The 24,247-nt window shown below is 30.8% G+C and carries 28 protein-coding genes and 1 other annotated feature; of the genes, 23 read left to right on the top strand and 5 right to left on the bottom strand.

All coding sequences use genetic code 11. The annotated features are described in order from the left end of the window. The first annotated feature begins 59 nt into the window (after window positions 1-59). The 4 genes from GQF29_RS03755 (at window position 60) to GQF29_RS03740 (ending at window position 2,352) form a co-directional block, all read left to right on the top strand. The gene (locus GQF29_RS03755; RefSeq protein WP_008788110.1) at window positions 60-827 is read left to right on the top strand and encodes a MurR/RpiR family transcriptional regulator; all 768 of its coding nucleotides are present in this window, start codon (window positions 60-62) and stop codon (window positions 825-827) included. Continuing rightward, the gene (locus tag GQF29_RS03750; RefSeq protein WP_008788111.1) at window positions 817-1,575 is read left to right on the top strand and encodes a MurR/RpiR family transcriptional regulator; all 759 of its coding nucleotides are present in this window, start codon (window positions 817-819) and stop codon (window positions 1,573-1,575) included. Before GQF29_RS03755 ends, GQF29_RS03750 begins: the two co-directional genes overlap by 11 nt. Before the next feature lie 80 nt (window positions 1,576-1,655). After that, window positions 1,656-2,033: a RidA family protein gene (locus GQF29_RS03745; RefSeq protein ID WP_008788112.1), complete on the top strand. Its 378-nt coding sequence runs from the start codon at window positions 1,656-1,658 to the stop codon at window positions 2,031-2,033. Next, window positions 2,002-2,352, top strand: a complete 351-nt coding sequence (locus tag GQF29_RS03740; protein ID WP_017144127.1) for a hypothetical protein — start codon at window positions 2,002-2,004, stop codon at window positions 2,350-2,352. The genes GQF29_RS03745 and GQF29_RS03740 overlap by 32 nt, the downstream gene beginning before the upstream one ends. Window positions 2,353-2,454: 102 nt before the next feature. Here the strand turns inward: GQF29_RS03740 and GQF29_RS03735 are convergent, their stop codons facing one another. Next, window positions 2,455-3,294, bottom strand: coding sequence for an undecaprenyl-diphosphate phosphatase (locus GQF29_RS03735; RefSeq protein ID WP_008788114.1), 840 nt, complete (start codon window positions 3,292-3,294; stop codon window positions 2,455-2,457). 222 nt (window positions 3,295-3,516) lie between these two features. Here GQF29_RS03735 and GQF29_RS03730 point away from each other — a divergent pair, with 222 nt between their 5' ends. The 5 genes from GQF29_RS03730 (at window position 3,517) to GQF29_RS03710 (ending at window position 6,408) form a co-directional block, all read left to right on the top strand. Beyond that, a complete protein-coding gene (locus tag GQF29_RS03730; RefSeq protein ID WP_017144128.1) occupies window positions 3,517-4,083 on the top strand; it encodes a hypothetical protein in 567 nt (188 codons plus the stop codon). An 89-nt stretch (window positions 4,084-4,172) separates the two neighbouring features. Continuing rightward, window positions 4,173-4,637 (top strand): helix-turn-helix transcriptional regulator, encoded by a 465-nt coding sequence (locus tag GQF29_RS03725; RefSeq protein ID WP_008788116.1) that lies wholly within the window; start codon window positions 4,173-4,175, stop codon window positions 4,635-4,637. Further along, complete coding sequence (locus GQF29_RS03720) at window positions 4,634-4,954, top strand: hypothetical protein (protein WP_008788117.1); 321 nt, start codon at window positions 4,634-4,636, stop codon at window positions 4,952-4,954. Before GQF29_RS03725 ends, GQF29_RS03720 begins: the two co-directional genes overlap by 4 nt. 149 nt (window positions 4,955-5,103) lie before the next feature. After that, a complete protein-coding gene (locus tag GQF29_RS03715; protein WP_008788118.1) occupies window positions 5,104-5,850 on the top strand; it encodes an alpha/beta fold hydrolase in 747 nt (248 codons plus the stop codon). Between the two features lie 21 nt (window positions 5,851-5,871). Then, entirely contained in the window at window positions 5,872-6,408 is a 537-nt protein-coding gene (locus GQF29_RS03710; protein ID WP_008788119.1) for a CDP-alcohol phosphatidyltransferase family protein, read from the top strand. Window positions 6,409-6,454: 46 nt separating this feature from the next. Here GQF29_RS03710 and trpS read toward each other — a convergent pair whose 3' ends face one another. Further along, window positions 6,455-7,444: a tryptophan--tRNA ligase gene (trpS, locus tag GQF29_RS03705; protein ID WP_008788120.1), complete on the bottom strand. Its 990-nt coding sequence runs from the start codon at window positions 7,442-7,444 to the stop codon at window positions 6,455-6,457. Between the two features lie 37 nt (window positions 7,445-7,481). After that, window positions 7,482-7,682: a binding site (T-box leader), on the bottom strand. Window positions 7,683-7,785: 103 nt separating this feature from the next. Here trpS and spx point away from each other — a divergent pair. The 8 genes from spx to GQF29_RS03665 all read left to right on the top strand — a co-directional run bounded on the left by spx (window position 7,786) and on the right by GQF29_RS03665 (window position 15,715). After that, a complete protein-coding gene (spx, locus tag GQF29_RS03700) occupies window positions 7,786-8,247 on the top strand; it encodes a transcriptional regulator Spx (protein WP_008788121.1) in 462 nt (153 codons plus the stop codon). 143 nt (window positions 8,248-8,390) lie between these two features. Next, entirely contained in the window at window positions 8,391-10,307 is a 1,917-nt protein-coding gene (locus tag GQF29_RS03695; RefSeq protein ID WP_008788122.1) for a BglG family transcription antiterminator, read from the top strand. Continuing rightward, entirely contained in the window at window positions 10,307-10,909 is a 603-nt protein-coding gene (locus GQF29_RS03690) for an RDD family protein (protein ID WP_008788123.1), read from the top strand. Before GQF29_RS03695 ends, GQF29_RS03690 begins: the two co-directional genes overlap by 1 nt. 89 nt (window positions 10,910-10,998) lie before the next feature. Further along, entirely contained in the window at window positions 10,999-12,363 is a 1,365-nt protein-coding gene (locus GQF29_RS03685) for a PTS sugar transporter subunit IIC (protein ID WP_008788124.1), read from the top strand. 252 nt (window positions 12,364-12,615) lie between these two features. Further along, window positions 12,616-12,969, top strand: a complete 354-nt coding sequence (locus GQF29_RS03680; protein WP_008788125.1) for a PTS sugar transporter subunit IIB — start codon at window positions 12,616-12,618, stop codon at window positions 12,967-12,969. Next, window positions 12,947-13,468: a GrdB-related putative oxidoreductase gene (locus GQF29_RS03675; RefSeq protein WP_008788126.1), complete on the top strand. Its 522-nt coding sequence runs from the start codon at window positions 12,947-12,949 to the stop codon at window positions 13,466-13,468. Before GQF29_RS03680 ends, GQF29_RS03675 begins: the two co-directional genes overlap by 23 nt. A 92-nt stretch (window positions 13,469-13,560) precedes the next feature. Then, complete coding sequence (locus GQF29_RS03670) at window positions 13,561-14,613, top strand: M42 family metallopeptidase (RefSeq protein ID WP_008788127.1); 1,053 nt, start codon at window positions 13,561-13,563, stop codon at window positions 14,611-14,613. Between the two features lie 10 nt (window positions 14,614-14,623). Then, window positions 14,624-15,715 carry a M42 family metallopeptidase gene (locus GQF29_RS03665; RefSeq protein ID WP_008788128.1) on the top strand — a complete coding sequence of 364 codons (1,092 nt, stop codon included), beginning with the start codon at window positions 14,624-14,626 and terminating at the stop codon, window positions 15,713-15,715. 682 nt (window positions 15,716-16,397) lie between these two features. On the opposite strand, the gene GQF29_RS03660 is transcribed toward GQF29_RS03665, so the two are convergent. Continuing rightward, window positions 16,398-17,306: a dipeptidase gene (locus GQF29_RS03660; protein ID WP_008788129.1), complete on the bottom strand. Its 909-nt coding sequence runs from the start codon at window positions 17,304-17,306 to the stop codon at window positions 16,398-16,400. Continuing rightward, window positions 17,303-19,045 (bottom strand): M3 family oligoendopeptidase, encoded by a 1,743-nt coding sequence (locus GQF29_RS03655; protein WP_008788130.1) that lies wholly within the window; start codon window positions 19,043-19,045, stop codon window positions 17,303-17,305. Before GQF29_RS03655 ends, GQF29_RS03660 begins: the two co-directional genes overlap by 4 nt. A gap of 181 nt (window positions 19,046-19,226) precedes the next feature. On the opposite strand from GQF29_RS03655, the gene GQF29_RS03650 reads away from it, so the two are divergent. From GQF29_RS03650 to GQF29_RS03625, 6 genes are read left to right on the top strand one after another with little or no spacing between them, the layout of a single operon-like run. Then, complete coding sequence (locus GQF29_RS03650; protein ID WP_008788131.1) at window positions 19,227-19,556, top strand: PTS sugar transporter subunit IIA; 330 nt, start codon at window positions 19,227-19,229, stop codon at window positions 19,554-19,556. A gap of 13 nt (window positions 19,557-19,569) precedes the next feature. Then, window positions 19,570-19,893, top strand: a complete 324-nt coding sequence (locus GQF29_RS03645; RefSeq protein WP_008788132.1) for a PTS sugar transporter subunit IIB — start codon at window positions 19,570-19,572, stop codon at window positions 19,891-19,893. Window positions 19,894-19,937: 44 nt separating this feature from the next. Further along, complete coding sequence (locus GQF29_RS03640; RefSeq protein WP_008788133.1) at window positions 19,938-20,894, top strand: glycosylasparaginase; 957 nt, start codon at window positions 19,938-19,940, stop codon at window positions 20,892-20,894. Window position 20,895: 1 nt separating this feature from the next. Then, complete coding sequence (locus tag GQF29_RS03635) at window positions 20,896-22,002, top strand: Sapep family Mn(2+)-dependent dipeptidase (protein ID WP_008788134.1); 1,107 nt, start codon at window positions 20,896-20,898, stop codon at window positions 22,000-22,002. Window positions 22,003-22,013: 11 nt separating this feature from the next. Further along, window positions 22,014-22,754, top strand: a complete 741-nt coding sequence (locus tag GQF29_RS03630; RefSeq protein WP_008788135.1) for a copper homeostasis protein CutC — start codon at window positions 22,014-22,016, stop codon at window positions 22,752-22,754. Beyond that, window positions 22,751-23,626, top strand: coding sequence for a YitT family protein (locus tag GQF29_RS03625; protein ID WP_008788136.1), 876 nt, complete (start codon window positions 22,751-22,753; stop codon window positions 23,624-23,626). The genes GQF29_RS03630 and GQF29_RS03625 overlap by 4 nt, the downstream gene beginning before the upstream one ends. A 13-nt stretch (window positions 23,627-23,639) precedes the next feature. Here the strand turns inward: GQF29_RS03625 and GQF29_RS03620 are convergent, their stop codons facing one another. Next, window positions 23,640-24,212, bottom strand: coding sequence for a CYTH domain-containing protein (locus tag GQF29_RS03620; protein WP_008788137.1), 573 nt, complete (start codon window positions 24,210-24,212; stop codon window positions 23,640-23,642). Window positions 24,213-24,247: the final 35 nt, after the last annotated feature.

Below are 24,247 nucleotides of genomic sequence, written 5' to 3'. Positions count from 1 at the left end.
AATGACATATATATGTACAAATCTTTATGATATAATGGAAATAAGTGGGAGGAATGACAATGCGCTTAGAAGAGTTAATTAATAAAAATTATAATCGCTTAAATGAGAATGATCTCTATATCTGGCAATACATTAGTGCTCATCGTAAAGAATGTGAAAAATTATCCATTGATGACTTAGCTAATCATTGTCATGTTTCTAGAACAACAATCTTACGTTTTTCACAAAGACTTGGGTTAAAAGGATATACTGAGCTTAAGGTTTATCTACGTATTGATAATCAAACATATCAGCATAAGCAGACAGGGCTAGAATTGGTTTATCAGACATATCACAATTTTATGGATAAAATTAAAGAGAAAGATATCACCCATGTTATTGAAATTATTGATCAGGCAGAAAATGCATATGTTTATGGAAGTGGGAGTATTCAAAATAATGTTGCTGCAGAAATTAAGAGATCATTTTTAGAAGTTGGAAAACTCTTTTTTACAATTCGTTCTATGAATGAGACTTATGCATTTGAAGAAATGATGACAAGCCGTGATATGATTATCATGGTTTCATATTCTGGAGAAAACAAACAAATTATAGAATTTGCTAAAAAACTCAAAGCAAAAAGTGTTCCTATTATTGCGATTACTGCAACTCAAGATAATACATTATCACATATTGCAAATGAATCATTTTATGTTGAAGTTCCTAATTTATTAAATCCTTTAGGACCAAGACATGAAGGTTTAGTTAATTATTTTATTTTAATAGATTTTATACTTGTAAAGTATTTAGATTATCATGAAAGGAAGATGACAAGTGATGTTAGATGAGATGGTAAATAGTCATTATGATCAATTGAACGAAAATGACTTATATATTTGGCAATATATTTATCATCATAAAAGTGATTGCCAAAAAATGTCTATTCAAGAACTTGCTCGAACATGTAATGTTTCTCATACAAGTATTATTCGTTTCTGTAAAAAGATAGGTTTAGATGGATATAGTGAATTAAAGATTCATTTGAAATGGAGTATGAAAAAACAATTTGATTTTGATAGTCAAATTATGCATAAAGTTGCTGATGAATTAAAAGAAACACTGGATATTATGGAGAATAAGGATTTGGATCAAGTTCTTAAACTGATTGATGAAGCACGACGTATTTATATTTATAGTACGGGTGAAGTGCAATTTCATGCTGCCCAGGAATTTAATCGTGAATTTGCTTATCGTCATAAAATTATGCATGTTATTGAAGGAAGAAGTGAACTTGATACAGTACTAAATAATGCTTCAAAAGATGACTTGTTTATTTTAATTTCTTTATCAGGAGATAATGAAACAATTGTCACCTTGTCAAAAGTATTAGAAAAAATGCATATCTCAACTATTGGAATTGCAATGGACAATCAAAATCTTTTATCTTTGCATGTAGATGAATTTATTGGATTTAAGACAAGTTATTTTCATACTGGATTTCAAGATAAAAGCTATTGTTGTACTGGGCACTTTTTCTTGATTGTGAATATGTTATTTTTACGATATTTAGAGTATTGTTCTCTTAAGGGGGAATAAGACTATTAATTTGCCAAAAGGAGTATAGTCGAGGATATAAATATTTGTTATAATAAGAATATGTTAAGGAGGAATATATAATGAAAGAAGCCGTAAAAACAGATAAAGCACCAGGTGCTATTGGACCATATAGTCAAGGTATTGATATGGGAAATATGATTTTCTTTTCTGGGCAAATCCCTTTAAATCCAACAACTGGAGAAATGCCTGTAGGAATTGAAGCACAAACAAGACAATCATTGGATAATGTCAAAGGATTATTAGAAAGTCAAGGTTTGGATTTTTCTAATGTTGTGAAAACAACTGTTTTCTTAGATAATATGGATGATTTTGTAACTGTAAATGGAATTTATGCTGAATATTTTGTGGAACCATATCCTGCAAGAAGTGCTGTAGAGGTTGCTAAACTTCCAAAAGGAGCTCTTATTGAAGTTGAAGTTATCGCAGTTAAGTCATAGAATTGCTATTTTAATAGAAAATTATAATGGATATATCCGCATATATTATGCTGATGGGCATTATGAAATTATTCTGAAAAGTTCTCGCGATTTAGAACGAATGAGTCGTAAGAATCATAAATATAAAAATCCAATTGTATTTGAATCTTCTTTGTTGTTTCCAACACATAATCAAAAAGATTATCAATGCAAATGGATTAATTTAGATTATTTAGCAGAAAAAGATATTTCATATATTCATTTATTAGAAGAAAAAGGACTTAAAACAAAGTCCCAAGAAATGTTTCAAAAACATAAACAAGATTATTTTTTACTATAAAATATATTTAAAAAAGTTACAACATTATTTATTGCATGTATGAGGGGTTAAAATGAACTCCTTTTCTTTATAACTAAAAAGATGACCTTAAAGTCATCTTTCTTAAAGAACAATGAGTGCAAATAACCCCATGACAAAACAGTAAATAGAAAAATAATTCATTTTACGTTTGTTTAAGAATGAGAATAATAATTGTAATGCTAGGTATGTGACAATACCACTTACAATAAAAGCAATCAAATAAGGTAACCATAGAGTTGCTAGTGTTGGACTGGCTACAAAATCCTTGATCTTTAGAATAATTGCCCCTAAACTGACAGGCATAAACATAAAGAAAGAAAAGTCTCTTGCTGTTTTTTGTTCCAAGCCTCCAAGCATTCCACCAGTAATGGTAGATCCACTCCTTGAAATACCAGGAAGTAAAGCAATCAGTTGGAAACAACCCATACGTAATGCATCCCATAGGTTCAATTTCTTTTTTGTGCGTTTTCCTTTATAACCATATTTATGAATAAGCATTAAGAAAACAGCAGTAATTAATAAGGTTCCACCAACCAGTTTTACATTAGAAAAAGCAGTTTCAATATAATCATTAAACAATACACCACCAATAGCAGCGGGAATTGTTGCAACAATCAACAGCATGCAATATCTAAAATCTGGAAGCAGTTCATCACGTTTTTCTGCTTTGAACATATAACCAAAAAAAGACATAAATAATCTAGCTATATCTTTTCGATAATAGAACATAATAGCTAATAGAGAACCAGTATTGACAAGCACCTCAAAAGTGATATCAGTGGTAGGAAAATTCCATCCAAAATGTTCAAAGATATTTTTAAAAATAACCAAATGTCCACTGCTTGAGATAGGAATTGGTTCACTAAACCCTTGAATAGCTCCTAAAATAGCATAAACAATTATATTTTGTAAGACTTCCATATTGATTCCCCCTTATTCCTATCTATAGTATATATAGAAAATAAACATCTAACCATAATTGATTCTTACATTTTTAAGTTAATGACTTTCAAAATTGTAAGTTATTTCCTATTTTTATCATATACATATATTATATATGAATTTATTAAAAAAATATAGAAAGAATTATAATAACGCATTTTTAAGGAATACTAGAATAAAATGAAATATAGGGGGTTGTTTATGTTTTTAGTGAATATGGTGTATGACGATGAAGAACTGTTAGAACCCTATGAGTGGCAGGATGATGACTGTTATGAAGAATTCCACTATTTGCCGATTTATCGTGTGAGTCAAGAACAATTACATGATTTTATTTATTGTCAAATGGTTTTAGAAGGAATAGAAGATAGTATTTTTGTTGTAGGTGATGGTCAATATAGTGTAGTCATAGAGACAAGGGATCAAAATATTCGTCGAAGAGGAACAGTTCTATTATCACAAAGAACAATTATTAATGAAATTATTAAGACAGTGGGTTATACTCATTTTGAATATCGTATTCTTGAAGAAGCATACGAAAAGGAATTTGGATTAACAAGGCAAGAAAGAATGAGAAAGATTTGTATTGAAGAGGTAATTGATGAAATCTTTGTTGTTCACTATGAACTGTTTTTAGAATTATGTGAACAATTAAATATCCATGAAGAAGGTCCAAGTGAACAATATTTAGCTTTAAAGCATAAGATTGAAAAAGGATATTCTTCTTTACATGAATTATTGTATCGTGAATTGATACAAAAGCGTTAAATGTGAAAAGAATTGGACATATTGCTAAAGAGATTTGCTAGGCAATTATGTCTTTTTTCTTTATAATATAGATATGTTGGAGGTTAATTATGTTAGGTGAGAAATTAATGCGATTAAGAAAAAAACATGGATATAGTCAACAAGAGGTAGCTGATTTGATTTCAGTGACAAGACAGACTATTTCTAATTGGGAAAGTGATCAAGGAATTCCAACTTTAGATAAAGCGAGAATGCTTGCTAATCTCTATAATGTGAGTTTAGATGATTTAACTGAGAATGATGTAGAGGTTATTATTAAGGAGAAAGCAAAGAAAGATCTGCATGCTTTGTTTTCTTTGGTTGGACAAACATGTATATTAGAATGTAGTGATGGTTCGTTATTGTTTGATACAACAACGACTCCTAAGGCTAAAATTATTGATATGAATGAGGATTGGATTAAAATTCAATATCAAAGAAAGAGTGCAGGTTCATTGTTTAAAAAGGAAACTGTGACAAAACTAGTTGATTTGGCAACAGTGAATGGTTTTGAAGTTGTGGAGGAAAAGATATGATAGAGATTTTATTGATTATTATTCTTTTGGTTTGTTTAAACATTTTACGTGTTGTGAAAGCACCCACAACGACAAAAAAGGATGTGAAAGAAGTCATTTTAATACAAGAACGCTTGAAGGATTTTGTTCATCAAAGATGTGAAATAGTTTTACAAGAGCCATCATGGATGATTGATATTGCTTATAGTACAATAGGGGTTATTCAAGATTATGATGATGAATGGCTGATGATTGTCATTCAAAAATCTAAAAAGGAAATAAAGAAAGTCATAAGAATATCACAAATTAAAGATATCAAAGAAATTAAAGAGAAATAGCTATAGTATTGCTGTTTCTCTTTTTGATTGTTATAATAGAAAAAAGGAGTTGATTATATGGGTATATGGATGTTATTGCACTAAGCAAGGCTTAAGTGTAATAAGTCTTGCTAATCATAACAGTTAAAGAAAAGATTAGGAGGACAATGATGTCATATTTTAAATATCAATCAAAAAATATTTTTTATCAGGTTATAGGGGAAGGAGAACCATTATTATTCCTTCATGGAGATACAGCATCATCAAAGATGTTTGAGATGATTTTACCTTTATATCAAGATTGTTTTCAATGCATTTTGATAGATTTTTTAGGGAATGGACAATCAGATAGAGTGAAAGAATTCCCAATTCAATTATGGGAAGATCAAGCTTTGCAGACAATTGCTCTATTGGAACATTTATCTTATGATAGAGTTCATCTTTTAGGAACAAGTGGAGGGGCATATGTTGCACTTCATGTTGTTATGAAAAAACCAGAACTTATTGGAAAGGTGATTGCTGATAGTTTTGATGGAAGAACTTTAAGAGAAGGTTTTGCTGATGATTTGCTGGCTGAAAGGAATTTCTCTATAAAAGATGCAGATGCTAAACTTTTTTATGAATGGTGTCAGGGTGAAGATTGGTTGTCGGTTGTGGAGGCGAATACAAGATCACTTGTTTCATTAGCACAATCACAAGAACCGCTTTTTCATGATTCATTTGAGAGTATAAAAAATCCACTTTTACTGATTGGGAGTCTTAATGATGAAATGCTAGGACAAAATCTCAAAGATGAATTTGATGATATCCTCAAAGATGTTATGCATGGGAGTTCATATTTGTTTAAAGATGGTCAACATCCAACTGTTCTTAGTCGTGCTGAAGAGGTTGCACAAATTGTGAAAGACTTTATATGATAAGAAAGAGTAGGTGAGAGTATGGCGAAGATTCCTCATATCATAACAAGCTTAAGAATTTTATTATCAGGCATGTTGTTAGGAATTGAACCTTTCTCACCATTCTTTTTACTTATTTATTTTTTGTGTGGATTAAGTGATATTTGTGATGGTTATCTAGCAAGGCGATTACATGTTGCAAGTGATTTTGGAACATTGCTGGATAGTCTTGCAGACCTATTTTTTATATGTATATCAATGTTTATTTTTGTTCCACTTTTCAAGTGGCAAGAATGGATGATAGATATTCTTGTTATGATATCGATAGGTCGGATGATAACAATTGTAATTGGTTTTTATCGATATCGACAATTTGTTTTTCATCATACTGTTCTTAATAAAATAACAGGGTTATATTTATGGAGTTTTCCAATACTATGTTTATGTCTTGGATTAAATGTTTATATGATTATTGCAAGTGTTTTAGCAACGTTATCAATGATTGAGGATATGATTATGATGATGAAATGTAAAACATTGATAAGAGATAGAAAAGGTTTATGGGAACGAGAAAAGTAAATCATGGATATAGGATATAAAAAGAGGAATCGTTTTTTACGATTCCTTATTTCTTCTTGATAGTAATTCCTATTTTTCTTTCTACTTTTGCAAGTTTTTTTCTTGCAATAGGTCTTGCTTTGTTGGCTCCAGCTTCTAGAACATCATCCAAATAGCTTCCTGTTGTAATTTCTTTATAACGTGCTTGAATTTTCTCAAGTTCTGCTCCTACAATCTCAGCTAAATCAGTTTTAAATTCACCATATCCTTTACCATCATATTGTTTTTCAATATCATCAATTGAACGTTCAGATATAATTGAGTAAATCTCTAGCAAGTTAGAAATACCAGGTTTGTTTTCAGGATCATAATGGATATACCCATCACTATCTGTAACAGCTGATTTAATTTTCTTTTTTGAAACATTTATATCATCTAGAATATAAATTGTACCTTTACCAGCTTCATCCGATTTAGACATTTTCTTTGTTGGATTTTGTAAATCCATTATTCTTCCACCAACTTTTGCAATTAATGGCTCTGGAAGTTTAAAAGTTTCACTATAACGTGAATTGAATTTCTCAGCAACATCTCTACATAGTTCTACGTGTTGTTTTTGATCTTCCCCAACTGGCACATAATCAGGGTCATACATCAGGATATCTGCATTCATAAGTGAAGGATAATTGAAAATACCTGCACCAATAACTTCGTTTTTAGATGCTTTATCCTTATATTGTGTCATCCGAGATAATTCTCCCATAGATACCATGCATCCTAAATACCAACCAAGTTGTGCATGTTCTAAAACATCTGATTGCAAAAAGAGAGTCACTTTTTCTGGATCTAACCCTGCTGCAATATAAAGAGCAATCAAATCTTTTGTATTTTGTCTGAGTTCCTTTGGTTCTTGATAAATTGTCATAGAGTGTAAATTTGCAATAAAGATAAACATCTCATACTCGTCTTGATAAGAAACAAATGGTTTTATAGCACCAATATAATTTCCTAAAGTCACACGACCTGTTGGTTTAATTCCACTTAACATTCTTTTCATTATTTAGTTCCTCCTTAACATAAAAAAACATCCTTACAAAAAGGACGTTTGAACGCGGTACCACCTTTATTCATATCATTTGATATGCACTTTCATCTTAACGCGATTAACGATAAATGACTGATGCCATCTATAACTCCAGAATCCCAATTCATTTATGTTCATGACTTGTTTGCACCAACCACAAGTTCTCTTTCAACATGTTACATAAATTACTCCATTCCTTCTTTGTCTTTATTGTCATTATAGAAGTCTTTGAATTAAAAATCAAGAGATTATCAAAAAAGAATTTCATAAATAAACAAAATGATGTATAATATGAAATGCAAGGAGTTGATACTATGATTAGAATATATACAGCACCAAGTTGTGCATCATGTCGTAAAGTAAAGGCTTGGTTAAAAGAACACCAAATCCCTTATGTAGAAAAAAACATCTTTTCAACCCTTTTAAGAGAAACAGAATTAAGAGAACTTTTAGAAAGAAGTGAGAATGGTACAGATGATATTATTTCTAAAAGATCTAAAATTATAAAAGAAAATCAAGTTGATTTAGATGATATGTCAGTCAACCAATTGATTCATTTTATTCAAGAGAATCCGTCAATATTGAAACGACCAATCATCATTGATGAAAGACGTTTCCAAGTTGGGTATAATGCCGAAGAAATAAGAGCATTTATTCCACGAGAATTAAGAAGGTTGCAAGAGTGTGACAATAGTGATTTCTGTCCACAATTTACAGATATCAAAACTGAATATTATAAAAATCAACAGGCAGACTGTCCTGAAAGATGCGAATAACTGGGCGGAGTATACTCTGCCTGTTTTTTATTTAGGAAATGAAATGATGAAAGTGTTAATCACTTCCTAATACTTAGGAAATAAAGATATAAGAGTATCAGAAAAAATAATGTTATAATTTGCAAGAAAGAGAGGGATATTGTATGCTCAATAAAAGACAAGAGAGGATTATCTCTATATTTTATGAAAATAAAGAATGGATTACAGGTAAAGAACTTGCTAGACTGCTAGGAGTCTCAGATCGTACAATTCGTTCAGATATTGATGCAATAAATAAAAATTTCCAAGAGGAACTCATTCAATCGAATATTCGTATGGGCTACTTCTTAAATATAGATAAATATAATCAGATATATATTGAAACACCAAAAGATATTCCTCAAACTCCAGCTCAAAGATGTACATATTTAATTCAACAGTTATTAATTCATGAAGAAGGTATTAATCTCACTTTCTTACAAGAAGATATATATGTAAGTGGGTATTCAATTGAAAATGATATCAAGAAAGTACGTAAAACATTGGAAAAATATTCTCATCTGAAATTAGTTCGTTCTAAGAATTATATATATTTAAAGGGCGATGAAATAGAGAAGAGAAAATTATATAAAGAACTGCTATCAAATGAAACACAAGGGAATTTTTTAAACTTAAATAAATTGGCAATGTTTTATAAAGACTTTGATTTAGTTAAAGCAACGGATATTCTTGTAAATGTACTTAAAAATCATCAATATGTTATTAAAGAAACAATGTTTCCAATGTTAATATTACATGTTGGTATAAGTATCGAAAGAATGTTAAACTGTCAGTTTTATACAACAGAAAGAAAAAATCAGGCTTTGTTACAAAGTATTGAATATAAAATTGCAAGTGAGTATTTTGAAAGACTTATGGAATTCATTCCTATTGAGATACATGAAGATGAAATATGTTTATTGGCATTATTATTTTCTAATAAGAGTGGACAATATCAACCTAAACATCTTTTTATTGATGAGAATCATATTGATATAGATGAATTACTACAAAATGTTGTTACACCAATTGAAAAGAAATTGCATGTTCAATTTCATGAAGATGAAGATTTTATGGCAGGATTAAAAATGCATTTACAAGGATTGATTGAGAGATATCAACAAAATATAAATGCTGATAATCTCTTTATTCATGATATTAAAAGGAATTATCCTCTTGTTTTTGAAATGGGGGTATCAGTTGGAAATGCTTTAGAAGAGTGTTTGAATATTCATATTAATGAATCAGAAATGGGTTTCATTGCTTTGCATTTTGGTGCTGCTTATGAACGACTAAATAGAAATAGTAAATTTAAGGTTGTGATGATCATTCCTTATGATCAAAATTTTTCAACATTAGGGCAAAAAAAAGTAGAATCAACTTTTAGTGAGCGATTAGAAATTGTTGAGACATTACCATTGTTTGAAGAGGCAAAAGTTCTTGCTTTAAATCCAGATTTATTAATTACTATGACACCACTTTCACATGAATTAGATATTCTCACTATTCAAGTGAGTATGTTTATTAACAATGAGGACGAATCAATCATCTTCCAAGCTTTGTCTAAATTAGAGAAGAAAAGATTTCAAATAGTCTTTAATCAAAAAATATCACAACTTATCAATCCACAATACTTCTATGTTGATTTAGATAAACGAAGTTCACAAGAAGTTATTGAATATTTATGTGATGAATTGTATAGCGGAGGTGTTGTGAATAAATTCTTTAAAAAAGGTGTTTTAAAAAGAGAAGAAATGTCACCCACATCTTTTGCTTATTCATTTGCTACACCACATTCTTTTGGAGATTATGTCAATACACCTACAGTATCAGTAGCACTGTTAAAGAATCCGATTGATTGGGGTTCATTTAAAGTTAAATTGGTTATCTTATTAGCTATCAATGAAGGTGATCATGAAGTTTTAAAGATGTTTTTTGATTGGTTAAGTCAGGCGATTGGAGAGGCTGGTCATTTTTCTGATTTACTAGAATCTAGAGACTATAATGAGTTTATTTGTAAAATCACAAAGGAGAAAAAATAATGAAAAAACCAAAAATCAATTATGCTGCTTTCCAGAATAAAAAAATGATTCAATCTCAACCAACCACTGTAAATAACTTTAAAAGACTGTTTGCATATATTATTGATTGGTATGCTGCCAGTATGTTGGCTGGTATTCCAGTTGTGCTAATATATTCTATCTTTTTTCAAGACCTAGAAATTACACAAAATATTACAGAACTTCCTTATCCATATAGCATATTAGCAGGAATTATGGCAATTATTATCTATTTGGCTTATTTTATTTTTGTACCTTTAAAAATTTATCCTGGTCAAACTTTTGCTAAAAAGATTATGAACATTCAAGTTGTGAAAGAGGATGATAGTTATGTTGATTTTATAACTCTTTTGAAACGTGAGGCAATTGGTGTCATGATAGTTGAAGGATATATTGCAGCAAGTTCAAGTTATTTTCATCAAATGATTAATATTTTCATAGGGAAAGACTTAAATGATATATATGTTTATGTTTTTGGTATCATAACAGCCCTATCAATGCTTTGGGCTTGTGCTTCACCAAAACGTAAAATGTTCCATGATTATATTGCAGGAACAAAATTATCAATTGTTGTAGAAGATTAAATATTTCCTATATACTAGGAAGATTTTTTAGAAAAATTAGATAAATTTAGTTGCTATAATGGAGATAGATTTTAAAAGGAGGAAAATTTATGTTTAACAAACTAGAAAGCGTATTAATGCCAATTGCTGATAAACTTGGTAAAAATAGAGTATTAATCGCTATCCGTGATGGATTCTTAATCACAACTCCATTATTGATTGTTGGGTCAATCTTCTTGTTAATCGCTAACTTCCCAATACCAGGCTGGGATGAAATGATGGCAAGTGTATTTGGGGAAAACTGGGGAACATGGTTCACAAATGTATCAAGGGCAACTTTTAATATGACTGGGCTACTGACTTGTGTAGGTACTGGTTATGCATTCGCTAGAGAATTAAAAGGTGATAAAATTCAGGGGGCAGTCGTGTCATTGGTTGCTTTTGTTATTCTAACAAACACAAGTATAGCATCTATTCCAGGTGTTAGTTTACTAGAAGGCAGTGATGCTGCTGAAAATGGTATTAATGGTTTAGCATTTAGATATATCGGAGCAGATGGTATCTTTATGGGACTTGTGTGTGCTCTTAGTTCAGTTTTAATCTTTACATGGGTTTATAAAAAGGGTTGGACAATTAAGATGCCTAAAGGTGTACCACCAGCTGTCTGTGATTCATTTGCAGCATTAGTACCAAGTGCATTCGTTATGACAATCTTCTTCTTGGTACGTATTCTATTTGGAATGACTTCATTTGGTACAGCTCATCAATTTGTGTTAGAGATTTTACAAACACCATTGAAAGGTATGGGAGATACTTTAGCAGCAAATGCTATTTACTCATTTGCATGTACTTTCTTATGGTTCTTTGGAATTAATGGACCAGCAGTTGCTAACTCTGTATACTTTATTGGAAATGTTTTAACTATTGAGCAGCAGGTTGCATTTGAAGCAGGACAGGCATTGCCTCATATTTTTACAAATCCTTTCTCTAATTTCTTCTGCAATTTTGGTGGTGGTGGTTCAACTTTATCATTAGTCATTGTTATGTTAGGGTTCTGTAAATCTCAACGTATTAAACAATTAGGAAGATTAAGTATTGTTCCAGGTATTTTTGGAATTAATGAACCAATTATCTTTGGATTACCAGTTGTATTAAATCCAATTATTGCCATTCCATTTATTTTAGTACCAATGATGAACTTAATATTATCTTACTGTGCAACACTTTGGCATATTATACCAAAAACAACTGGAGTTAATTTACCATGGACAACACCAATTGGTTTTTCTGGATGGCTATCAACAGGAGATCCAATTGCAGCATTATGGCAATTCTTGTTATTGGCTTTAGGGTGTGTTGTATATTTCCCATTTATTAAAGCTCTAGATAAACAATATCTCAAAGAAGAATTAGAAGCCGAAGATGATGTTGAAGAAGATATCTCATTTGATGATTTAGATCTTTCGGATTTATAAAAATGAAAGCTATAGTTTGGCTATAGCTTTTTGGTCTTCTGATAATAAATTATGTTATAATGATTAAAAAAGGAGTAAGGTTATATGTAATATGGGTTTTAGATATACGATACCAATGGTGACTCTTCCAATGGGTAGCTGTGTCTATGTTAATATGAGTAAGAAACAATTAAGAATTTTTTCCTAATATTAGGAAAAGAATTTGAAAGATAAAAATAATATTTTAACTATAATAAAGGAGAACAAGGAACTATGAAGAAGATATATTTGTTATGTAGTCAGGGAATGTCCACAAGTATATTGGCAAGTATGATGCAGGATTGTGCCAATAAACACAAATTACCAGTTGAAATTGTGGCTTATCCTCATGGTAAATTACCAAGTGTTATTGAAAAATGGGCACTACCAGATGCTATTCTTCTAGGACCTCAAGTTAAGTATTTGTTAGAAGAAACAAGACAAAGATTCAGTCATTTAAATATTCCTATTATAATGATTTCACAAGAAGATTATGGAATGTTAAACAGTGACAAAGTCTTAAAGAAAGCACTTCTGGCAATGCAGGAAAATAAGGAGAAGAAAAATGAAAGTATTGATGATATTTGATCAAACACAGTCTGGGTTAGGAGGAAAAGAGAGTGCTGATTTAGCATTAGGTGGAAAGATGATGCCAATTGGTTCATGCAATATGTTTGAAAAACAGTTAAAGGATGCTGGTGGTAAGATTGTTGGAACTTTATATTGTGGAAATGGAACATTTATGAAAGACCCAGAAACTGTTTCTAAAAAGTTTGCAGCTATGGCTAAGAAAATTCAGCCAGATGTAGTCATTTGTGGACCATGTTTTAATTATGCTGAATATGGAGTCATGGCAGCAAAAACAGCTTTAACGATTCATGAACATACAGATATACCAGTATTTGCTATGATGTCAAAAGAATGTGAAAAAGCTATTTCTGATTATAAAGATAAAGTCTATATTCTTAAGATGCCTAAAAAAGGTGGGACAGGTTTAAATCAAGCATTAGCAAATATGATTACATTTACAAAAATGTTAGTCAATAAAGAAGATGTAATGGCGTTTGTTAAAGAACATGTTTATTAAAGGCATGTTCTTTTTTTCCGTTTAATAGGAAAGAAACTTACATAAGTTATTGTCTGTTAAGAATTATAATAATAATGAAAGGTAGGTATGTTATGGATACTTTAAAATTAATGGAAGAATTAACACAAGTCATTGGAATTGCTGGAGATGAAAGATATGTCTCTGAATTATTAAAATCATATTTACAACCCTATTGTGATGAACTGATTTATGATCATTTAGGAAGTTTATTTGCAATTAAAAAAAGTCAAAAAGAAAATGCAAAAAAGGTCATGGTATGTGGCCATATGGATGAAGTGGGTTTAATGATTACTGAAGTCACTACAAATGGCCTATTAAAATTTATAAAAATTGGGAGCATTGATAATCAAGTTCTTCTCTCACATCGTGTTCGTGTTTTAAAACAAGATGGACAAGAAGTGCCAGGAACAATTGGTTGTTCATTAAAAGATGTAGAAGTGTGTGATGATAAAAAGATGTTTATTGATGTTGGAGCGACTTCAAAACAAGATGTTGAAGCAATGGGGGTGAGTATTGGTGATAGTGCAGTATTAGATGGTCCTTTTACAGTTTTGAACCAAAATCGTATTCTTTCTAAGGCATGGGATAATCGTTATGGATGTGTTATGGCTGTTGAGGTTTTAGAAGCTTTAAAAGATGTTGAATTGGATTATGATTTATATATAGGTGCCACTGTTCAAGAAGAAGTGGGAATGCGTGGAGCGACAACAGCAACTGGCTTGATTCGTCCAGATATGGGTATTGTTATGGATTGTTCATTTGCAGATGATTATCAGGGAAAAGATAATGAAATTGGTAAACTAGGTGCAGGTATATTGATTCGTTATTATGATAAAGGAATGATGCCTAATCGTGCTCTTTTAAATGAACTTGTAGAAACTTGTCAAAAAAATAATATTCCTTATCAATATTTCTATAATATGGGTCAAACCGATTCGGCATGGATACATAAATTGTTTTCTGGTTGCCCAACACTAAGTGCATGTATTTGTGCAAGAGGTGGTCACACAAGTCAGTCAATGATAGATTTAAGGGACTATATGAATGCGAAAAAGGCAATCATTCATATTCTCACTTCTCTTGATGAGTCAAAAATTCAAATGTTTAAAGAAGAAAATAGATAGAGGTAAATATATGGCTAAAGAACCTTATGGAAATATCAATTTAGATTTAATTAGGGAAATGAGCGAAGCTCATGGCATATCAGGATGTGAAAAAGAAGTTAGTCGAGTTATGAAAAAATATATGGCACCAATATGTGATGAAATTACATATGATCATTTGGGTTCGATTATTGGTCTTAAGAAAGGACATTTGGGTCCAAAGATTATGATTGCAGGTCATATGGACGAAGTTGGTTTTTTGGTTAGAGATATTGATGAGAATGGATTTATACATATGTTGCCAGTTGGAGGCTGGTGGGGTCATGTTTTGCCTGCTCAAACCCTTTATGTGACAACAGCAACTGGAAAGAGATATCATGGAGTTGTAGGGAGCAGTGCTCCACATGGTTTACCAAAGGAAGTCAAAGAAAAGGTTATGAAACCAATTGATTTATTTCTTGATTTAGGTGTGGATAATCGTCAAGAAGTATTAGATTTAGGTATTCAAATAGGTGATATGATAACTCCTGATACACAATTTGAAGTGATGAATAATCCAAATTATTTAATGGGAAAAGCTTGGGATGATCGTTTATGTGCAGCAGCTGCTATTGAAGTTTTAGAACGTATTCAAAATGATGATATTACAGCAGACGTCTATGCTGTAGGAACAGTACAAGAAGAAGTGGGTTTAAGAGGTGCGAGGACAGCCGCCAATTTGATTCATCCTGATATTGCAATTGCATTAGATGTCACAACTGCAATGGATACACCAGCTGATCAAGGAACAATTCAGCTTGGAAAAGGTGTTGTTTTAAGCATTATGGATGCTGGAATTATTGGACATAAAGCATTATTAAAAGAAATGGAAGCAATTTGTCATGATTTAAACTTAGATATCAATTATGATATGATGACAGTAGGTGGTACAGATGCTGATAATATCCATAAAGCGTATGATGGGATCATTTGTATGACATTGAGTATACCAACTCGTTATATGCATTCTCATCGTTTAATTATTCATCGTAAAGATTATGTTCAAACTGTTGAAGCCATTGCAGAATTGTGTCGCAGATTAGATTGGGATAAATATAGAGCGTTGGATCAACAATTTAGATAAATTAAATGTTAAGAGTAAAATAATAATTAAAAAGGAAGTCATAAGACTATTGAACATAATAGTTATATGACTTTTTTGTTTTCATGCAATATTCTTAGTTAAAAATAATAGAATGGAATAAAAATGATAGTTGTTAAAAAGCAATAGTAAGTTCTAAGCAGTAAGAGTTTATCACATTGTTTTTATTGAGCTTATGTGCCAATTTATAAACAGTTTTCTTAAAGCATCTTGAAATCTTTGTATTGCATATGTTGCTCATAGTGTTTCATTAGCATAAATCATTTCAGCAACTTGATAAATGTGTTTTTTATTTCTTCATGTCATTCAAGCAATCTGTTAGCGATCATCTCCTTTAACATTTCTTCCTCTTTTAAAACTAAAATTTCCTTCAGTCTTTCAATAGTCTCAATCTTTAAATAATGTTAAAATCTTTATCAATCTGTCTACCAGATAATTTCTATTGTTTGTAAGTCGCACTGTTTTCAACTATAACTCTTCTTTTGTTTCATGATGATTTATGATCTTATGTGTTGTTAGTTTTAAGCAAGTATAATGAAACTATTTTCTGACACATCCAAATTTTTAATAAAAAAAACTGTCATTAAAGTGAACTTTATTATTTGTATGTTCAAATAATAAACACATGACAGTCTTTTTTATATGAGAAAGGGAGGTTCTCATTTCAATATTTCAAATAAGGTAATATATAGTGATAAGCATTATCAAAGCAGATGGCTTTGACCTCGTTTTCACTGTAACCTCTATCGTATAATTTTTTGACAACATTTTGTGCATTGGCAATACTTTCTAAACCTTCAACCATACAAGGAGCATCATCTATATAATCCATAAAATCAAATCCTAAAGCAATATGTCTAATACCTACTTTGTTTTTAAGATAATCGATGATATTTATGAATTCATCTAGAGTTTGTTTCGTTTCATCTCTTGTAACAAACCAGCGAACTGGAATAGCCCCGATGAGCCCATTTTGAGAATACAAGACTTCTAAACAAGGATCACTTAAATGGCGATAATGATTGAAAAGACCTTTCACATTACTATGAGTTGCAACAATAGGTTTGTTAGAAATTCTGGCAATATCATAAAAGTTCCATTCACAGCAGTGTGAAACATCAATTGCCATATTGATATCATTCATTGCTATAATACATTCTTTACCTAAATCGGTTAAAGGTTTATTTCCAGCTTTTGCTCCGCATGCTAATGCATTATCATCATTCCAACATAAAGCAGCTAGTCTTACATGATGCTGATATAACCATTGAATCTTCCTTGTCACATCACTTTGGATACCGCATAAGCCTTCTAATGCGATAAAACATTGTATATCTTTAGAATTATCATATGAAAAATAAAGACTTTGTTCAATTTGTTGTTCAAGATAAAGAACTTGTGCTTGCATTTCTTTATATGTTTGTTGTCCTGTAAAACAACAAACAAGAGCTGTCATTTTTATTTCTCCAGCTTTCATTTTAGGATAATGATAATTATCTAAACGTTGAGGATCATCATATCGATGCTCATAAATATCAGTTCCAATATCATCATGGAGATTGCAGATTTTCATTTTGTTTCCTCCAATAAATCTAAAAATTGTTGCATTTGTTGTTGAATAGAGGCTAGTGATTGTTGCCAGAAATCTTTCTTTGTTAAATCAATTCCAGCTATTGCAGCAGTTTCTTCAACACTATGTGTTGTTGATGCACGTAGAAGATTTTGATAATTTGTAAAGAATGTTTGATCTGTTTGATACATAGTATAAAGACCTCTTGAAAATAAGGCACCAAATGTATATGGAAAATTATAATAAGCTATATCTGGAATATAATAATGCACTTTTGTAATCCAGCGATAAGGATGGAGGTATTTCTCATCAAGACCTTTACCTAAAGCTTTTTTTAAAGCCTGCAGCATTAATTGATTCAGATCTTCAGCAAATAAAAATCCTTTTTCAATATTCTTAAATACTGATTTTTCAAAAGTATATCTTGCATAAATATCACAAATGACTTGGCATAATGCAGAAAGTTGAATATCTAATATGATTGGTTTGTTATTTTGATCAGCTTTTTGATAGAATGAATTATAAATAATATTTTCATTAAACATTGAAGCTGTTTCAGCAAGTGGCATGCAGTATTTACGATTTAATGGGCGTTGATTTTCAATCATATGACCATGATAAGCATGACCTAATTCATGTGCCACTGTTACAACATCACTTAATGTTGAATTGTAATTAGTCATTAGTCGACTTTGTTTTATCCAAGCTAAATTTTCACAAAAAGCTCCTCCTTGTTTACCTTTAGTACTTGGATAGTCAATCCATTTCTCTGCGAATGCCTGCAATGTCATTTGATATAAAGAATTATCGACTTCTTTAAAGTATTGTAAAATGATATTTTCACATTCTTCAATCGTGAAGGAATAATGACATTCACCAATAGTTGCATAAATATCATACCATGGCATACCATTGTGATGACCTAATTTCTTAGCTTTGGTATAAAGAAACTCTTGAAAAATTGGCAAATACTCTTCAACAGATGACATCATAGCCTCCAATGTTTCTATTTGCATATCACTTTCTTTTAACATTTTATCTAAAGGATCTTTGTAGCCTTCTTGTTTTGATATATATAATTGTTGTTGTTTGATATTGTTAAGAGCAAATGAGAGTGGCTGTTCAATTGTTTTATAACAAGCTAATTCATTTAGAAATGCTTCTTTCCTTGTGCTTTGTTTTGGATGATGGCAGAGATTTTTAATTTGTGTTAATGTCATATCTTTACCTAAACATGTATGATGTGCTGTTGATGTTAAATGATAATACATATCACTCATAGATTTAAGTGTATAAGGATAAAGACTTGAAAGAATTTCTTGTTGTGAATTTTCTAATGTATATTTCTGTTTTTCACTTAATCTATGTAAATAATATTGATAATCTAAAATCATTTCATCATTAGAATCAATTGTGAGAGAACCAAGATGTCTTTGAATGGTTTCTATGAGTTGTATATTTGATGATTGTAATGTTGAGATTTTTTGTAATTCAGATATAGCTTTTTTGTTTTGTGAATCTATTGCTTGTATGAGTTGGGAATAGATTTTTAAACGATATCCATAGTCATATTCTTTTTCTAATAGTTGTAAACCTGTTTTGACTGATAACTCACTAGTACTCATTGTTTGTATATAATTAGACATATCAGAATGTAATTTTTTATATATAGCAAAATCATTTCTATATGAGATATCTTGGTAATCTTTATATAATGCATCTAATGACCATTTATAATTCATAGATATTCCTCCTTTGCAAATATAAGTATAAATCAAAAGATATTTATATTATTGAAATCTTCTTCCTAATCATTAGGAAATAACATAAGTATATTTTTCCTAAGTGCTAGGAAAAACAGTTAAAAGAAGAAATCAGTAAACAAGTGTACAATAAGTATGGATTTGATAAGGGGTGAAAGGAATGGATGAATCAGTAAAGAAATGTTTCTTAATGATTTCAATTGTTGGAGAAGCGAAAGCAAGTTATATGAAGTCGATTAAAGAAGCAAGACATAATGATTTTGAAAAGGCAAAAGAGTTGATTTGTCAAGGTGATGATATGTTTTCACAAATTTATAGTATTCAAAATCAATTGACTCAAGAAGAAGTGAATGGGATTTTAAATGATTATCATCTTTTACTTATTCATGCACAAGATCAAGTCATGTCAGTAGAGCAGGTTAAGGTTTTTGCTCAAGAGATGAATGTTTGTTATCAGAGAATATTTGATCTAGAAAAAAAGATATTATAGGAGGAATAATGAAATGAAAAAAATTTATTTATTTTGTAGTAATGGGATGTCAACAAGTTTGTTGGCACAAAATATGCAAGATGTTGCTAATGCACATAATTTACCATTTGAAGTGAAGGCTTTTCCAATTGGAACATTAGGAGAAATTATTGAATCAAAAAATCCTGATTGCATTTTATTGGGACCTCAAGTAAAATATTTATTACAAGATACAGTTGATCGTTATGGTCAAAACGGAAAACCTATTACAGTCATTGATTCAAGTGATTATGGTTTGATGGATGGTGAAAAAGTATTAAAAACAGCAATTAGAGAAATGAAGAAAGCAAAAAAATAAAACTGGGATATTCTCAGTTTTGTTTGTTAAAGGAGGTTAAAAACATGTGGGGTATTATCGCAACTTGGCGTATGGCTGTAGAAGGTATTAGTGAAGCAAGTGAACTTTTAGAAAATCATGGTGATGCTGGAGCAGCAATTGAAACTGCAATTAGGGCAGTAGAGGATTTTGAATATTATAAGTCAGTAGGTTATGGTGGACTTCCTAATGAAAATATGGAAGTGGAATTAGATGCTGCTTTTATGGATGGAGATACTTTTGATATTGGAGCAGTTGCTGCTATTAAGGACTTTGCTAATCCAGTTTCTATTGCAAAACGATTATCAAAAGAAAAAGTGAATTGTTTATTGGTTGGTGAAGGAGCAGAAAAATTTGCTCATCAAGAAGGTTTTGAAAGAAAGAATATGCTTACAAAACGTGCAAAGATTCATTATAAAAATCGTGTTAAAGAAGTTCAAAATCAAACAATTAAGCCTTATGCAGGACATGATACAGTTGGTATGGTTTGTTTAGATATGAATGGAAAGATGACATCAGCAACATCTACAAGTGGATTATTTATGAAGAAAAAAGGGCGTGTTGGAGATTCTCCAATTGTTGGCTCTGGATTTTATGTAGATTCTCATGTTGGTGGAGCAAGTGCAACAGGATTAGGTGAAGACTTAATGAAGGGGTGTATTTCTTATGAAATTGTTCGTTTAATGAAAGAAGGAATGCATCCCCAAGCAGCTTGTGAAAAAGCAGTTAATGATTTAGAAAAAACATTAATAGAAAGAAGAGGGAGTGCTGGAGATCTTTCATTAATTGCTATGAATAATAAAGGAGAGTGGGGCGTTGCTACCAATATTGAAGGCTTTTCTTTTGCAGTCGCAACAGCTTTACAAAAACCTATTGTTTATTTAACAAAGCGTGTTGATGGGAAATGCCAGCATGAAGAAGCAAGTCAAGAATGGTTAGACAACTATATGAAAACAAGAATGGCTCCCTTAGAAGAAAAATAATATGGAAGAGAAAATTATTAAACAGGTTGAAGATATCTCTTTAGCGATGATTGAAGATATTAAAACAATTGTACGTTATCCAAGTGTAAAGTCTTTAGCTTCAAAGGATGCACCATTTGGGAAAGATATTGCTATAACTTTAGAAGAGACTTTGAAGTTGGCTGAAAGATTAGGGTTTCAAACAAAAAACTTAAATCATTATATTGGCTGGGCTCAGTATGGCGAAGGTGAAGATTATATAGGAGTTATTGGTCATTTAGATGTTGTTGAGGAGGGTGAAGGATGGAAACATCCACCTTTTAGTGGCTATGAAGAAAATGGCATTATATATTCAAGAGGTATTTTAGATAATAAAGGACCAATATTAAGTTGTTTATATGCTTTATATGCGTTAAAATTATTACAGATAGAATTAAAGAAACCAGTTCGTATTATTTTTGGTTGTGACGAAGAATCAGGATTTGAGGATTTAGAATACTATCTTCATTATGAAAAACCACCTGTTATGGGATGGACACCTGATTGTAAATATCCTGTTGTTTATGGCGAACGTGGGAGAGCAGTTATTGAAATTGCAACTGATGAAAAGAATTTGGATGAATTCTTAGCTTTTGTGAATACTTATTTTATGAATGCAAAACCTAATGGTGAAAGATTAGGTGTGGATTACCAAGATGAGGAATTTGGAATGAATGAGATGCGTAATTATCAATTGAAACATGAAAATCATCAAATGATATTTTCAGTGACTTTTTCTTATCCAGCAAGTGTTTCTCTTACAGAGATGATTCAAACCATTCAAAACAAAGCCAAAGATTTTCAAGTGACTTGTGTTCATCATTATCAACCAGTTCGTTTTGATAAAGAATGCCCAATGGTGAAATGTTTACAACAAGCATATGAAAGAATAACCAATGAAGATGGGACTCCTGTGACAACAACAGGCGGAACTTATGCAAAATTAATGCCTCATATTGTTCCCTTTGGACCTAGTTTTCCTGGCCAAAAAGGAATTGGTCATCAACCAAATGAATGGATGAGAGTTGAGGATATTATAACAAATGCAAAAATATACGCTCTTGGTATCTATTATCTTGCAAACATATAGGAGGTCAAGACATGGAAAGAATGATTGAAATTTGTTGTGGTAGTTATGAAGATGCATTAAATGCATATCGTGGCGGAGCATCACGGATTGAACTCAATAGTGGTCTTTATTTAGGTGGTTTAACACCAAGTTTAGGAACTCTTATTTTAACTAAGAAGAATACTGAGTTAAAGGTTATTACAATGTTACGACCAAGAGGTGCTGGATTTCATTATACAGATGATGAATTTGAGGTCATGAAGAATGATGCAGTCTTAATGATGGAACATGGGGCTGATGGCATTGCGTTTGGCTGTTTAGATGAAAATGGTCATGTTAATGTTAAACAGACTCAGCAAATTATTAATATCATTAAAGAATTTGATGGTGAAGTTGTTTTTCATCGTGCTTTTGATTGCGTTAAGGATCCTTATCAAACTATTGAGAAATTAATTGATATGGGAGTTCAACGTATTTTAACAAGTGGTTTAAAACCAAAAGCAATGGAAGGCAAAGAATTGATTAAAGATTTACAAATGAAATATGGTGATCAAATTGAAATCTTGGCAGGAAGTGGAATCAATGCTTGTAATGCATTAGAGTTGATGAATTATACTGGAATTACACAAGTTCATAGTTCTTGTAAAGATTGGGTCAATGATCCTACAACTCAATGTTATGATGTTACTTTTGGATATGCTGATGAGCCTCATGAAATGGATTATGATGTGGTTAGTCAAGAATTAGTGGAGAAGATTGTGAATAGTTTATGATAAGAAATCTAAGAAAAAATAAACGAATAAAATTATTAATTACATTTGTTTGTGTTATTGTTGCTGCTTTTTTACAAGCATATGTTATTCAAGTTTTTATTCAACCAGCTGATCTTCTTTCAAGTGGATTTACTGGTGTTGCTTTATTAATTGAAAAAATTACATCTACATATTTAGGGTTCTCTTTTTCAACTTCTTTAGGAATGATTTTGTTAAATGTCCCAGTAGCAATGATTTGTTATAAAAGTATTAGCCCAAAATTTACATTCTTTTCTTTATTAGAAGTATTCTTAGCGAGTTTCTTTTTAAGAGTTATTCATTTTTCTCCCATCTTTGATGATGTTTTGCTAAATATTGCTTTTGGTGGTTTTGCATATGGTTTATTGACAGTCGTTGCTTTAAGAGGAAATGCTTCAACTGGAGGAACTGATTTTATTGCTTTGTATGTTTCTAATAAGAAAGGAAAAGCAATTTGGGAATATGTTTTCTTATTTAATACAGTTATTTTAATTATTTTTGGTTTTATGTTTGGATGGGAACATGCGGGATATTCAATTCTTTTTCAGTTTATTTCTACACGTACAATTGATTCATTCTATCATCGTTATGAACGTGTTACTTTACAAGTCACAACAACGCATGCTCAAAAAGTTATTAATGCTTATGTACAACAGTATCGTCATGGTATTTCATGTGTTGATGCAATGGGGGGATATAGTCAAAAACCAATGAATCTTTTACATACAGTAGTATCTAGTTATGAAGTTCAGGATATTATTGATCTGATGCGAGAAGTTGATCCTAAAGTCATTGTTAATGTTTTAAAAACAGAGAATTTCTTTGGAGGTTTTTACCAAGCGCCTATAGATTAAAAAAGTTGAAGTCTTAAAGCTTCAACTTTTCTAATTGCATATAAACTCTTTGTATTTTACTAGGACAGTTTGATGTGTATTCGATTCCAAATGGTTTAATGATATCTAAAAACTTTGCATAACCTTCTCTTTGATCATGAACTTCAAATTCTAATTCATAGTCAATTTGCTGTAGATATGTGTTTTCATCTAATGATAACATCCCTTCTTTTAATTCGATATCATAGCGATGGGTTGTCAGTGAAAATTGTTGTTGTAATGTAGATGGATCTATGCCTTCTTTTCTTAAAATATTTATTACTTCATTATCAAGATAGTGTTGATTGAAAAAAGCATCTTTTTCTTTTTCAGATAATTTAATATTGCTTTCTAAGTGATGTCTATCAAGAGGTCTTTTGAGAGTCATTTCATAGTTATTATTTTTTTCTCTAATTCTTAACATATATTTCTTTTGTTTTAAGAGCGGATGTGTAAAATAATAGTTTGTTTGGATATACTCATGGTAATGAGGATAATGATTAAGCAATGTTTGAAATGTTTTTTGATCAAGTAACACTTTGTATTCTATTTCTATATGTTCTTTCATATTTATCACCAGACTCATTGTATCTTTTATTGATT

The organism is Coprobacillus cateniformis (genome assembly GCF_009767585.1).
In the GTDB taxonomy this organism is placed as follows: domain Bacteria; phylum Bacillota_I; class Bacilli_A; order Erysipelotrichales; family Coprobacillaceae; genus Coprobacillus; species Coprobacillus cateniformis.
This window is presented reverse-complemented; position numbering and strand designations above follow the sequence as displayed.

Coding starts and splice junctions, on each gene's coding strand:
- GQF29_RS03755 (WP_008788110.1), top strand. CDS start 60: ATGCGCTTAGAAGAGTTAATTAATAAAAATTATAATCGCTTAAATGAG.
- GQF29_RS03750 (WP_008788111.1), top strand. CDS start 817: ATGTTAGATGAGATGGTAAATAGTCATTATGATCAATTGAACGAAAAT.
- GQF29_RS03745 (WP_008788112.1), top strand. CDS start 1,656: ATGAAAGAAGCCGTAAAAACAGATAAAGCACCAGGTGCTATTGGACCA.
- GQF29_RS03735 (WP_008788114.1), bottom strand. CDS start 3,294: ATGGAAGTCTTACAAAATATAATTGTTTATGCTATTTTAGGAGCTATT.
- GQF29_RS03730 (WP_017144128.1), top strand. CDS start 3,517: ATGTTTTTAGTGAATATGGTGTATGACGATGAAGAACTGTTAGAACCC.
- GQF29_RS03725 (WP_008788116.1), top strand. CDS start 4,173: ATGTTAGGTGAGAAATTAATGCGATTAAGAAAAAAACATGGATATAGT.
- GQF29_RS03720 (WP_008788117.1), top strand. CDS start 4,634: ATGATAGAGATTTTATTGATTATTATTCTTTTGGTTTGTTTAAACATT.
- GQF29_RS03715 (WP_008788118.1), top strand. CDS start 5,104: ATGTCATATTTTAAATATCAATCAAAAAATATTTTTTATCAGGTTATA.
- GQF29_RS03710 (WP_008788119.1), top strand. CDS start 5,872: ATGGCGAAGATTCCTCATATCATAACAAGCTTAAGAATTTTATTATCA.
- trpS (WP_008788120.1), bottom strand. CDS start 7,444: ATGAAAAGAATGTTAAGTGGAATTAAACCAACAGGTCGTGTGACTTTA.
- spx (WP_008788121.1), top strand. CDS start 7,786: ATGATTAGAATATATACAGCACCAAGTTGTGCATCATGTCGTAAAGTA.
- GQF29_RS03695 (WP_008788122.1), top strand. CDS start 8,391: ATGCTCAATAAAAGACAAGAGAGGATTATCTCTATATTTTATGAAAAT.
- GQF29_RS03690 (WP_008788123.1), top strand. CDS start 10,307: ATGAAAAAACCAAAAATCAATTATGCTGCTTTCCAGAATAAAAAAATG.
- GQF29_RS03685 (WP_008788124.1), top strand. CDS start 10,999: ATGTTTAACAAACTAGAAAGCGTATTAATGCCAATTGCTGATAAACTT.
- GQF29_RS03680 (WP_008788125.1), top strand. CDS start 12,616: ATGAAGAAGATATATTTGTTATGTAGTCAGGGAATGTCCACAAGTATA.
- GQF29_RS03675 (WP_008788126.1), top strand. CDS start 12,947: ATGAAAGTATTGATGATATTTGATCAAACACAGTCTGGGTTAGGAGGA.
- GQF29_RS03670 (WP_008788127.1), top strand. CDS start 13,561: ATGGATACTTTAAAATTAATGGAAGAATTAACACAAGTCATTGGAATT.
- GQF29_RS03665 (WP_008788128.1), top strand. CDS start 14,624: ATGGCTAAAGAACCTTATGGAAATATCAATTTAGATTTAATTAGGGAA.
- GQF29_RS03660 (WP_008788129.1), bottom strand. CDS start 17,306: ATGAAAATCTGCAATCTCCATGATGATATTGGAACTGATATTTATGAG.
- GQF29_RS03655 (WP_008788130.1), bottom strand. CDS start 19,045: ATGAATTATAAATGGTCATTAGATGCATTATATAAAGATTACCAAGAT.
- GQF29_RS03650 (WP_008788131.1), top strand. CDS start 19,227: ATGGATGAATCAGTAAAGAAATGTTTCTTAATGATTTCAATTGTTGGA.
- GQF29_RS03645 (WP_008788132.1), top strand. CDS start 19,570: ATGAAAAAAATTTATTTATTTTGTAGTAATGGGATGTCAACAAGTTTG.
- GQF29_RS03640 (WP_008788133.1), top strand. CDS start 19,938: ATGTGGGGTATTATCGCAACTTGGCGTATGGCTGTAGAAGGTATTAGT.
- GQF29_RS03635 (WP_008788134.1), top strand. CDS start 20,896: ATGGAAGAGAAAATTATTAAACAGGTTGAAGATATCTCTTTAGCGATG.
- GQF29_RS03630 (WP_008788135.1), top strand. CDS start 22,014: ATGGAAAGAATGATTGAAATTTGTTGTGGTAGTTATGAAGATGCATTA.
- GQF29_RS03625 (WP_008788136.1), top strand. CDS start 22,751: ATGATAAGAAATCTAAGAAAAAATAAACGAATAAAATTATTAATTACA.
- GQF29_RS03620 (WP_008788137.1), bottom strand. CDS start 24,212: ATGAAAGAACATATAGAAATAGAATACAAAGTGTTACTTGATCAAAAA.